The sequence below is a fragment of the Pedobacter gandavensis genome (assembly GCF_014172405.1).
GTDB classification, from domain to species: Bacteria; Bacteroidota; Bacteroidia; order Sphingobacteriales; family Sphingobacteriaceae; genus Pedobacter; species Pedobacter gandavensis.
In genome coordinates, this window is sequence record NZ_WNXC01000005.1 from 22,450 (window position 1) to 34,793 (window position 12,344).

Sequence of the window (12,344 nt, forward strand, 5' to 3'; positions counted from 1 at the left end):
AATTTATTCAATATTATTGATATTACTATTCTGGATTCTGAACCAGATTAGGATTCGCAGTCAATTCACTTTGAGGAATGTAATAAATTACACGAGGAGAAGTATAAGGAATCTCTTGAGTAACTTGACCTGAAGGTAAATGTGTTCCAGGATAGTTTCTAACCATGGTCTGTTTATTTCTGAACACATCGAATTTACGTTGTGCTTCAAAAGCAAGTTCCAATCTTCTTTCATCCAACACCACATCCAATACATTGGTATATCCCATCATATTTGAGGCAGAAAACAATTCCAAACCTTTTAAGCCAGCACGTTCTCTGATGATGTTCACATCTGATAAAGCATCATTAGTATTCCCTCTTTTGGCAGAAACCTCAGCTCTGGTCAGGTACATTTCTGCAAGACGCAATATCACCGGAGAACTTAATGTTTCCACACCATCCTGATAAGAATACTTCATCACATAGTAAATTGGGTATCCGTTACGTTTTGCCAGAATTGGCTTACCATTGGCATCCAACTTCACATTTCCATCGGCATCTTTTTCGTAATTAGGACGAACAAAAGCATGACGCAAATCATTAGGGAATTTATCCAACAGGTTTCTATAACTTTCAGAAGCATACATCTCTCCGTAACCCATACCACCCGAAGTAAAGTACATAGATCCAATAGAATCATCACCACGGTCATCTTTTAATTCATGTTTAATGGCGAAGATGGTTTCCTGAAGTTTACTGTCACCACCAGGAGCTACCGTAAAGTAACTTCCAAGATTTGCAGAACTCACCAAGGCATATCTATTTGATTTAATCACTTCATCTGCATATTTATACGCATTATCATAGTCGCCCATATATAGATAAACTCGACTTAAAAGCGCCATTGCTACTTCTTTTGAAGCATAAATATTAGATTTAGTGCTGCCCATCAATTTAATCGATTCTAACAAATCGCTAATCACTACTGCATAAACGTCTTTCACTTTCGCACGTGAACCTCGCTCTTTAACATCACTATTTGTTTTGATCACGATACCTAAAGATTCTCCATTGTCGTCTGTATATGGGCGACCGAAGAACCTCACCAAATCAAAATGGATCATTGCTCTCAGGAAATAGTTTTCACCAAGCAATTGATTCATTACTGCGTTATCGCCTCTAGTAGCTTTTTCAATCACCACGTTGGTACCATAGATTGCCTGATAACCCTTACGCCAGATCATTTCTGTATTACCCTGACTTTTTAGGTGACGGTAGTTGTAAGCATAGAATAGATCATCAGTAGTAGTCCCGCTTAAGGATACGTTATCACTTGCATACTCAGAAAGCATGTGGTAATTACGCGTGTAATAAGGATCTTTGATATAATTATAAGTACCGATCGTTGCAGCAGTCAGACCTTCAACAGTGTTTACAATCTGCTCTGTCGTTAAGGCATTATAAGGTTTTAAATCCAGGTCTTCTTTGCAGGATGAAGCAGTCAGTGTCAATAATACCGCTACAGCCAATTTATATTTTTTCATCATCATTGTTCTCTTTAAAATAGTTTTAGAAACTAACATTTACACCAAATAACACCTTCTTACTGATTGGGTATTTAGTACCACTCACGCCAACAGCATTGTTCCCTTCTGAAACCAATGAAACCTCAGGGTCCATTCCAGAGAATTTAGTTAGCGTAATTAGGTTGTCTCCGCTTACAAAGAAGCGAACGTTAGACAGCTTTAACTTTTCGGTTACTTTATCAGATAAAGTATAACCTAAAGTTATGTTACGTAATCTGATGTAAGAACCATCTTCCAGGTATCTTGAACTTCTTTTGTTAGAGTTTCTATTGCCATTCGCTACTGCTTTTGGGTGTGTAGCAATATCACCTGGATTCTCCCAACGGCTCCATCCACTTTTCAAGATCATGCTGTTGTATTGAGGATATGCACCATCTGCATCAAAAAGTTCGCGTGCAGAATTGTACACAGTACCTCCGGAAACAAAGTTGAAGAAAGCATTCAGGCTAAAGTTTTTGTAAGAGAACTCATTCCCTATACCACCGATAAAATCAGGCGTTGAAGTACCTACAAACTGTCTGTCTGCATTATCTAGGTTGTTTGTGGTTACTCTGGACGCTACACCATTAGCATCTGTTTTTGTCATGTACCATAGTGGATCTCCGTTCTTTGGATCTACCCCAGCCCATTCTTCCATGTACCATGAATTCAGGTCGCGACCAACAGCTACTCTTTGGTATCCTCTTTCGATAGCCTGACCTCTGTAAAGGCCCAATACTTTGTTTTTGTTGATACCGATATTAAATGAGGTATTCCATTTGAATTCACCAGTTAAGTTTTTAGTATTCAATTCTATATCAATACCCTTGTTTCTTACTGATCCGATATTCTCCGTAGAAAAATAGAAACCAGTTTCTGAAGGCAATGGTACATCAAGAATTAAGTCTTTATTGGTACGTTGGTAGGCATCAATGCTCAAATCAATTCTGTTAAAAAAGCTGATATCCAAACCTGCATTGATCGTTGTAGGCGTTTCCCAAGTTAAATTCGGGTTTGGCAAACTACGAGGGAATGCTCCCGGAATACCACCATACTGTACATTGGCCAGGTAAAGATCCAAATGGGCATAATCCCCACCAGGTGTATTTCCTGTTACTCCATAACTACCACGTAATTTTAAGGTATTGATGACTTTAGATTCGAAGAATTTTTCATTGGCAATGTTCCATCCAGCTCCAAAAGAGTAGAATAAACCATATCTGCTATTCGCACCGAATTTCGAAGATCCGTCATTTCTCATGGATACTGTCGCAAAATAACGGTTATCATAGTTATAGTCTCCCATAAACAGCTCAGAAACGAATCTGCTCATTGATCTGTTACCCGAAAGACCTTTGGCAATCGCAGTAGCATCCATTGAACTTAGATCAGGAAGGATTCCTGTTCCTGTACCATTAAGTCCGTCCACATAGTTTTGCTGATATTCAAATCCGGCAATACCCGATAGGTTATGCTTACCGAAAGAATGTGCTGCATTGAACAAGTTAGAAGTAATGAAAGAGTTGGTGTAACCGTAACCATTGTACAGCTCTCCTCTATTCGCTTTTCCTGCTGGTGTACGCGGATCAATCAATCTTTCAGCACGTGAATTGGTTACTGTATAACGGTTAGAAGTGGCAAAATTCAACCAATCCGTTACTTTATATTCCAATTTAACATCTGCCGAAAGATTTTGTCCACGGGAGTTATCTCTGTTATATTGACTTACATACAAGAAATTACTTTTATCTCTACCATACCATTGGCTATTGGCATCCACATATTTTGGAGAACCATCTGCATTATATGGGTTGTCCCATGGCATATTGGTATAAGACTGATCTAAAGCACCACTTGGATCGTTGTTTGTTTTAGTAAAACCAGCATTAAGTCTTGCCGTTACTTTAAAACGATCATTGATTTTATGCTCCAGGTTAGTACGGAAGTTAAAGCTCTTATAGTCTGTATTTACTAAAGTACCTTGCTCATCATAATAGTTGGCTCCAACATAAAATTTCGTTTTCTCGTCACCACCAGAAATACTCAATGCCTGGTTATTGGTAATTCCTTGTCTGAAAGCTAAATCTCTCCAATCTGTATTACCTGGCTCAACTGGCATAAATCCTGCTAAATAACCCGGAAGAGTTAGTGCTAGATCCTTGCTTGCCAGAAAGTCATCAATCTGTTGTTGTGTTGGATTAGGAATTGTTTTCTGCAATTCTTTGATGAATGCTGCACGTTTTCCAGTATAATCATTGGTATACATGTAAGCACTATAATCACGTAACTGCTGTCCATTCATCACTTTAAAGTTTCCTTCTGAAGCAGTATTTAAACCAAAAGCGCCACTATAGTCAATTTTAGTTTTACCTGCTTTACCTTGTTTAGTGGTAATTACAATGACACCATTTGCTGCTCTTGAACCATAAAGGCCTGTTGCGGCTGCATCTTTCAGGATACTTATCGATTCGATATCACGTGGGTTTGCAGTTCCACCAATCACACCATCTACCACCATTAATGGTTCAGATCCTGAACTCAATGTACCTGTACCACGAATACGAATGCTTGTTGAGGCACCCGGTTGTCCTGAAGGAACACTTACGTTTACGCCGGAAGCTTTACCCTGTAACATCGCAGAAGTACTGTTACTCGTTACATCCAATAATTTCTTTGCAGAAACTGTCGATACAGAACTCACCAATTGCGATTTGTTTTTGGTTACATAACCAACTACCACCACCTCATTCATTAAGTTATCAGTTGGTTTCAAGCTAACTTTGATGGGATTTTTTGCCCCAGCGCCGATTTCCTGAGTATCGTACCCCATATAGGAAAACAGAAGTGCTGATTTATCATCAGTCTTGATGCTGAATTTCCCATCGTTATCTGTCATGGTACCGCCAGCTGCATTTTTGATTTTCACGGAAACCCCTGGTAAAGGCAATCCGGTTTCGTCAACCACTGTTCCAGTCTTGACACCTGTGGTCTGACTCATCCCTGTAAACACAGATAGTGCTATCAGGATTAAGGTCATTAAGGATTTCCTGAAATAAGGAATCCAATTAAATAAGTTGTAATTCTTGGTCATGAATTATTCTGATTAAATAAGTTATTTGTCTGATTTGCCCAACATTGGCGTTAGACATTTTTAAGAATTCGAATTTAGAGACTTAAAGGAGCATGCTCCCGACAGAAAGCTCATTAAATTCACGCAAACGTTTGATATTTACTTGCATCAACTTTAAAAACGAGAAGTGATTTCGTTAGATTTAAAACAAAAATTTGCCTTTATCTTAAAAAGACCCAATAAAGTGTTTTGAATCAGGGATAAAACAACGCGATTTTCCGATTTTACCGCTTTTAGGCAGGGAAATATCAAACGTTTGCGTAATGTTTAAATGCAATGAAGGCAGTTTTTGTACTTTATAAAACGTTTATAGAAAATTCTGCTCCTGTCATCTCATTATCAGCGAGATAAAAAGGATACTCATGCTTCAGGAGCACATCTTTGATTAAGGTTAGTCCGATGCCTTGTCCATCACCTTTTGTGCTAAAAAACGGACTAAATAAGAAAGGAGCCGCAGCCGCTGAAATCCCCTTTCCATTGTCTATAATACGGAGTCTTTTGGGATGATTTTCCGTCACAAAGGTGATGATTCCCTGCGGGTTATCACCAATCGCTTCAATGGCGTTTTTAACGATATTGATCAAGACCTGTTCCAGCTGTAGCTGGTCTGCGAAAATGATCAATGGCACCTGATGCAGCTTAAATTCAAAGCTGATATTTTTCTCTTTGGCAGCTTCAGACCATAAGGTCGCGACCGAATAAATTAATTCATGGAGATCCATGTACTTTTTGTCTGGCTCGGGTAAGCGTACCAGATCTGCGAGGTTACGCATAAATTTGTTGAGGTTGTAATTCCGGTCTATGGCTATCTGAAGCGCATTCGCCAAGGCACTATTCTCATTACGATCCTTTTCCATCAGCATCGCAGAGTCCAGAATGGAATTCACCGGGCCTATGGTATTGTTTACCTCATGGGCCATCATACGGATCACCTTACCATAACCTTGCTTCTCTGCTACTAGGAGTTCGGTAGTCAATTCCTGAATGATGACAAAGTTCCTGGAAAATCCCTGATCTATAAACTCAGATACCTGAATTTTATAAGATTCGGCTCCTCCCTTCAGTGTAACAGATCGTTTCTTTTCCTTGATCAGCATCCTGACCTCGTCAATAATGGAATGTGAGATGTCTTTTAACAACCATCCTTCAATTGGGATGGCATGTAATATTTTTTTAGCAACCGGATTGACCATCTGAATTCTATGGTCATGGTCCAGGATAATGATACCCACAGGAGAATGATCAATAAGCTTATCCAAAAAGAAGTGTTGTTGTTGCTGTACTGTTCTTTCTTTTCTCAATTGATCAATCATTTGATTATACACCTCAATCAATTGATCCATTTCATAAGTCCCCGTTTTCACGAACTTAATGGTAAAATCTTCATCTCTGATTGCATCAGCCCCCTGAACCAATAAGTTTAGCGGACGGATCATTTGATTGTACAATTGCCAGGAGATCACCACAGAAATGAGGATCAGCCCCTCCGCAACCAGGAAATAAAGCTTATTCTTTTCGAAAACAAAATAGCTTAAAAGCAGGGCGATCGTATGTAAAATGCATACGAACAAAAGGTATTTAGTCCGAAGTTTCATCGCAAGGAATGTTAAATTTTTCCAGTCGGCGGTACAAAGCACTTCTGGTAAGCCCTAAGGCCAATGCAGCTTTAGAAATGCGGTTCTGATGAAATTGTAAAGCGCGCTTAATCATTAAAATTTCCGTTTCTTCTAAGGTCATCGCGCCCACGTCAGGGATTTTTGTCGCTTGTACTATTGGTGTTTTTTCCAGCTGTGTACTAAAGTCGGCGATCTCCAGCAGATTTGTTCTGCTAATTAAAACAGATCTTTCTACCATATTTTTTAATTGCCGGATATTTCCTGGCAAAGGCAGTTGTTTCAACCATTTGACGGCCTCAGCGCTTACCTGTAAATCCGGGCGGTCATAAAGCTTTCTTAAATTATCCATCATAAAGTTTAACAACAATGGAATATCTTTCGCTCGCTCTCTTAATGGAGGCAGTTTGAGGGTAATCAGATTAATTCGATACAACAGATCCTCTCTGAACAATCCTTTTTCCACCATTTCTGCCAGGTTTTTATTGGTGGCACAAATCACACGCACATCTACTGTCTTTGTGCGGCTATTTCCCAACACCTCATAACTACGATCTTGTAATACCCGCAGCAATTTCACCTGACTACTCGCATCCAGGTCACCGATTTCATCCAAAAAGATTGTCCCCTTGTTGGCCATCTCAAACCTACCAATCCTGTCATTTCTTGCATCAGTAAAAGCACCCCTCACATGGCCGAACATTTCACTTTCAAACAAAGAAGTGGAAATTCCACCCAGATTCACTTTAACAAAGGCCCTGTTTTTACGCAGGCTATTTTGGTGAACTGCTTCTGCGATCAGTTCTTTTCCAGTCCCACTTTCTCCGGTGATTAATACTGAAGCATCTGTTTTAGCTACTCTACCAGCAATTTCCAACAGTTCCAACATTTGTGGATCAGCTCCAACGATGGCCTGAAAATCATATTCTTTGTCTAAAGCCTTCCTACTGGTCGTAGACTTCAGTTGTTCTTGTTGCCTTTCCTGATCCTTTAAGCTGATCAGTGTTTTTATAGATTGCAACAGGTGTTCATTACTCCAGGGTTTATTGATGAAGTCATTTGCACCGAGTTTCATACCTTGAACGGCCAGATCGATGCTCGCCCAACCAGTGATCAATACCACTGGCAAACGCGCATCGATTGCTCTAATTTCTTTCAACAAAGCCATTCCTTCCTTACCAGATGTATCAATTGAGAAGTTGAGATCCAGAATAACCAAGGAAATTGCCTCTTTTTTCAGCGTAGCGATTCCCTCCGCAGCATTGGCTACGGCAGTGACCTGGTAGTCTTTTTGCGTTAGTAAAAGCATCAGCGAAGTACGAACGGCTATATCATCATCAATTATCAGGATCATCGGCTAAATATTGGTAAGGCTAGTCAAAAATATCTTTATTCTTCATGTAATGCAACAGCAGGATAAATTGCTGCGGCTTGTTTTCCTGGATACAATGCACAAATAACCACCAACAGGTAAATAAATAGGATGGCAAAAAACTGCGCCAATAGGTAAACTGAGGTCGGTAAATCGAAAACTTTCATCAATGGAAACTGTACGGCAAAGAAAGACCCAATGATTAAAGAAAAAGTAGCGATCACCAATGCTTCACCTAATAGCTGTGTAGAAACAGCTGATGACGTGGCGCCAATCGCCCTTCTCAAACCAATTTCAGCCCTTCTTTTATTGATATTGTACCACAATACTCCGAAAATACCCAGCGCCACATTGATAATTAAAAAACCGGTTACAATGAAGAAGATGATCATGGGAATGATCGTTTCCTTGTTTTTCTCCGCTTTCATATCCGACAGGTGCTTGATCTCCAGATTCGTACTTTTAATCGTGGAAGCAATCATTTTATACATTTTCCCTTCAAATGCGGCAGTCGTTCCTGGCGCTACCCGAACAAGGATTTGATTCATCTGATTAATCTTACCGGTGTCAATTCTGGTATAAATTGCTGGCATTGGCGCTTTAAAGTCACTTTTATCTTTCAGATTCTGAATGACGCCAATCACCTTGGACGATCCATCGGAAATCATTTTCCCAATTGCATCCTCCTTGCCAAATAATCGCTCTTTAGCCTCCTCATTAAGGATCACCGTTGACTTTGCAAGGCCATTGTCCTCCGGAGAAAACCATCTTCCGGAAAGCAAGCTGAGTCCTAGTACCTGTTTATAGTCATCCTCGACCCTATTTACATCAACATTGATCCTTATTCCCTTATAACCCGTGCCTGAGGTAAACATGCTATTTGAAAAAGGAACATTGGCACTGGCATAACTGATCGCCTTTACCTCAGGTAAATTTTTAAGAACATTTCTTAGATTCTCATGCAGGACGCCTACAGAATCTTTGTTTTTACTGACATTCAGCTCGCCAAGATCCACAGACCAGACGTTTTCTTCCTCGAAGCCTTTAGGTACTGCATAATTTTGATAATTGTAAACCAACAAGGTAAATACCGCAAAAATGACCATAAAGGAGATCAGAATCTCTGAAATGAGCAGGAAATTTTCCTTCTTTTTATTCCAGATCAATTTGAATAAATGCTTTAACATATTCTTATATTTTAATTATTGGCTTTTAAAGCGGTAACTACATTTAGTTTCGACATTCTCCATGCGGGATATACACCAGACATCAGTCCGAAAACCAGACAGGCCAACAGGCTATAACACACGACAATGAAATTAATTTTCAAGTCCAGATTGGCGATCAGGCCGCTGGAATTGAGGATACTGATGGTGGCCATTGCCATAAACAAACCCATCAAACCACCAAGCAGCGTCAAGATCAGATTCTCGACCAGGAACTGACCAACAAGAGTCCTGCTGGAGGCACCAAAGGCTTTTCTGACCCCAATTTCCGAGGATCTTTCCATAATTCTACTCACATTAATATTCATCAGATTTACCGTTGGAAGCAGTAAAAAAACAAAGATCACCGCGCTCAGGATAAGAAAAAACTGATCTCTTCCAGAAGCTACACCTTTACCCAATACATAACGGGTAAAGCTTTCCAGGTAAGTGTCTGCATAGCTAAACAATAATTCTTCATTCTCCTCCGGATGCGGAACTCTTTTGAGCAATTGCTGATATTCTTCCTGCATTACAGGTAAATCATCAGCAGACTTGGCCAATAGCGTCACCAGATAACTTCCCATTAAGGACGTTCCCCCTGAAGTGGAAACATCCAGGGTATAGGGGAGGTAAATGTCTGAGGCAGCATAAAACACCGTAGCGGGTGCTGTTTTAACGACACCAATTACCTTGTATCTTAAATTGTTAAACTCAATCTCTTTTCCTAAAGCAGAAACCCCTTCTCCAAAATAATTATTCCCCAAATCTTCCGAAATAACGACCACTTGTTCCGCGTTTTTCAATTGTTGTTCAGAAAAAGGTTTACCCATCAAAAATTTGAACTGGTAAACCTCCCAGAAAGCAAGATTCGTATACATCAGGTCGACAGATAATTTCTTATTGTTCGGATAAGCATTCGTCGTGCTCCTGTTGGAATGCATCGCGATTTTCTCCGGTGTTTTCATTTTAGCAATGAAATTATTCACCAAATAAAAATTCAAAGCCCCCATCATCGTGTAATCCTCCTTACTAGACCGCAGCTCCACCCTGGTGATAAACAATTCCCGGTCGCGGTTTACATCCGGATAGTTGGGACTCAACATGACCTCTATAAAAGAAGTCAACACCATAAGGATGGTTAGCGTAAAGCTGATCCCAAATAAGCTGATAAAGGTGAAAAACTTCCTTCTTTTCAGTACTGCAATAGCAATTTTAAAGTAATTCTTAAACATAGCTATCTCCCCTATTGAACTTGTGAACCATCAAATAAACGAAGTAACCGGTGCGTACGCTGCGCCATATTCGGATCATGCGTCACCATCACAATGGTGGTGCCATCCACACGGTTCAATTCTAGAAGAATGTTCATGATCTCATTGCCCATCGCACTATCCAGGTTTCCCGTAGGCTCATCGGCCAAAATAATTTCGGGCCTGCCAACAATGGCTCTGGCAATGGCCACCCTTTGTTTTTGCCCACCTGATAACTGTGTTGGAAAATGATGAATCCTATTGCTCAGCCCTACCTTTTCCAGCGCTGCTGTTGCCAGCTCCCTTCTTTCTTTGGCACTTGAATTCCTGTACAACAATGGCAGTTCCACATTATCGACCACCTGCAAATCATTGATCAAATGATAACTCTGGAAAATAAAGCCAATTTTATTGTTCCTGAAATTCGCCAGTTTACGGTCATTCAAGGATAGGGTTTGCTGGTTATCAATCAGGATATCTCCTTTTGAAGGTGCATCCAACAAGCCCATGATGTTGAGCAAAGTACTTTTCCCACAGCCAGAAGGACCCATAATGGATAAAAATTCTCCCTTAGCCACCCGAAGGCTGATGCTATTTAAAGCCTGCGTTTCTACAGTATCGGTCCTGTATACTTTTTCAATATTTTTTAGTTGTATCATATCGATATAGGTTATAGTTTTATTTTCTCATTCTTCTCAAAATCGAAAAGTGACAAGTAACGCAACTGGTAATAGGCGCCCCAAAAATCACGTAAAGAATTGATATAATCTCGTTTTGCCTGATCGTTTTCCTGGAAAGCGATACTCAGGTCTGTGATGCTCAGATTTCCCAATACATAGCGCTCTTTAGCGATCTGGTATTTTTCGGAGGCAATTTGCTCCGCCCGGGCATTTAATAACAACTGCCCTTTCATCATTTCAAATAAGTTGACTTCCGTGATGATCTTTTGTGTAAAATTCTGTTTGTCCTGAGCCACTGCATATTGCGTAAACTGTTGGTTGGCCAAAGCCGTTTTTCTTCTTGATTTTTGTCGCCCCCAATCCAGAATAGGAATTTCTATGGCCAGTTCCAGCAATTGCTGGTCTTTAGGGTTTTGATAAACACTACCTATGCTTCTTCCGCTTTTTGCAAAACCAAGGTTTGCATTTAAGGTGGCATTGATCCCATTGTCTCCTTTTGCTTTCGCTACATCACGCTTGGCCTCCTCCAACTTTCTCCCAAAGGCGATGGCATCTGAGCGATTTTGAAAAGCTTCTGTCAAGGCTTTTTCCGTTACCACTTTCATCTCTACTGTAGATTTAGGGAGGGAAAGCTTGATTTTATCCGTGTTTTGTAAACCCGTATAGGCTTTAAGATTATAAGTAGCCACTTCCATATCACGCTTTGCGATCCCTACGGCTTTCTCCGCTTTTAATGCTTCCAATTGTAATTGGAGAATCTCATTTTTGGAAACTTTACCCATTTCAAATTTAGTATCCGCAATTTTCTGGATGGCAGTGGTATTATTCAAATTCGTTTCTGCAATTTGTAAATCTACCTGAGCAAGCAACAGATCAAAAAAGTAGGCACTGGCATTGATGGAAATCTGTTCCATGGTTTCAATATAGGCCTGCTGACTTTCATTGTATTTTAACGGCTCTATCCTACGGTCCCATTTTAAAGAATTAAACTGGAAAAGTGGCTGAATCAAGCCTACACTATAAGGAGCACCATTATAAAGCGTGTTATTACGGTCAAAGTCATCAAACCGTTGCAAGGACGTGCTTCCGTAAACCGTACCTCCGGTTTGTGAAATCCGCTGACTAAAGGACAAGTCCAGCGAAGAATTATTATTGTGAACCGAACGGAAATCAATCGTTCCATCAGGTTGCTGAACCGATATAGAAGATTTACTATATCCCGGCAAGATTCCTTTTAAGGAGAGTTGCGGTTGATAATTGGATTTATAGGTCATCCATTCCCAATACCGCGTTTCTTTTAAGGTTGCGGCCTGTTTTGAAGCAATAGATTGATCCTTTGCCATCGCAACCACCTCCTTTAATTCCAGTCGTAGGGTATCTGCAGATTGCTGGAGTGGTTCGGACTGTACCGTTATTTTCGACTGCCTAGCTGCTGTCGGTTGTGGAACTTGTGCAAATCGTATGGTTTGTGCCCCAGCCTGATCAAATGAAAAAGATGCGATACAAAAAGCGCCAATAAAGAAAGAGATCGATTTAATATTCATC

General features: G+C 40.2%; 8 protein-coding genes. All 8 read right to left on the reverse strand.

Annotation, left to right across the window (positions count from 1 at the left end; genetic code table 11):
* Positions 1 to 25 precede the first annotated feature (25 nt).
* Positions 26 to 1,531, reverse strand: coding sequence for a RagB/SusD family nutrient uptake outer membrane protein (locus tag GM920_RS14290; RefSeq protein ID WP_202986120.1), 1,506 nt, complete (start codon positions 1,529 to 1,531; stop codon positions 26 to 28).
* A gap of 19 nt (positions 1,532 to 1,550) precedes the next feature.
* Entirely contained in the window at positions 1,551 to 4,637 is a 3,087-nt protein-coding gene (locus GM920_RS14295) for a SusC/RagA family TonB-linked outer membrane protein (RefSeq protein ID WP_182958572.1), read from the reverse strand.
* Between the two features lie 335 nt (positions 4,638 to 4,972).
* On the reverse strand, positions 4,973 to 6,271 hold the full coding sequence (locus tag GM920_RS14300; RefSeq protein ID WP_182958575.1) for a sensor histidine kinase: 1,299 nt from the start codon (positions 6,269 to 6,271) through the stop codon (positions 4,973 to 4,975).
* Entirely contained in the window at positions 6,255 to 7,643 is a 1,389-nt protein-coding gene (locus GM920_RS14305) for a sigma-54-dependent transcriptional regulator (RefSeq protein ID WP_182958577.1), read from the reverse strand. The genes GM920_RS14300 and GM920_RS14305 overlap by 17 nt, the downstream gene beginning before the upstream one ends.
* A 35-nt stretch (positions 7,644 to 7,678) precedes the next feature.
* The gene (locus GM920_RS14310; RefSeq protein ID WP_182958580.1) at positions 7,679 to 8,848 is read right to left on the reverse strand and encodes an ABC transporter permease; all 1,170 of its coding nucleotides are present in this window, start codon (positions 8,846 to 8,848) and stop codon (positions 7,679 to 7,681) included.
* Positions 8,849 to 8,859: 11 nt separating this feature from the next.
* Positions 8,860 to 10,101 carry an ABC transporter permease gene (locus GM920_RS14315; protein WP_182958582.1) on the reverse strand — a complete coding sequence of 414 codons (1,242 nt, stop codon included), beginning with the start codon at positions 10,099 to 10,101 and terminating at the stop codon, positions 8,860 to 8,862.
* A gap of 11 nt (positions 10,102 to 10,112) precedes the next feature.
* Positions 10,113 to 10,778 (reverse strand): ABC transporter ATP-binding protein, encoded by a 666-nt coding sequence (locus GM920_RS14320; protein ID WP_182958585.1) that lies wholly within the window; start codon positions 10,776 to 10,778, stop codon positions 10,113 to 10,115.
* Positions 10,779 to 10,789: 11 nt separating this feature from the next.
* On the reverse strand, positions 10,790 to 12,343 hold the full coding sequence (locus GM920_RS14325) for a TolC family protein (RefSeq protein WP_182958587.1): 1,554 nt from the start codon (positions 12,341 to 12,343) through the stop codon (positions 10,790 to 10,792).
* Between the last annotated feature and the right edge of the window lies 1 nt (position 12,344).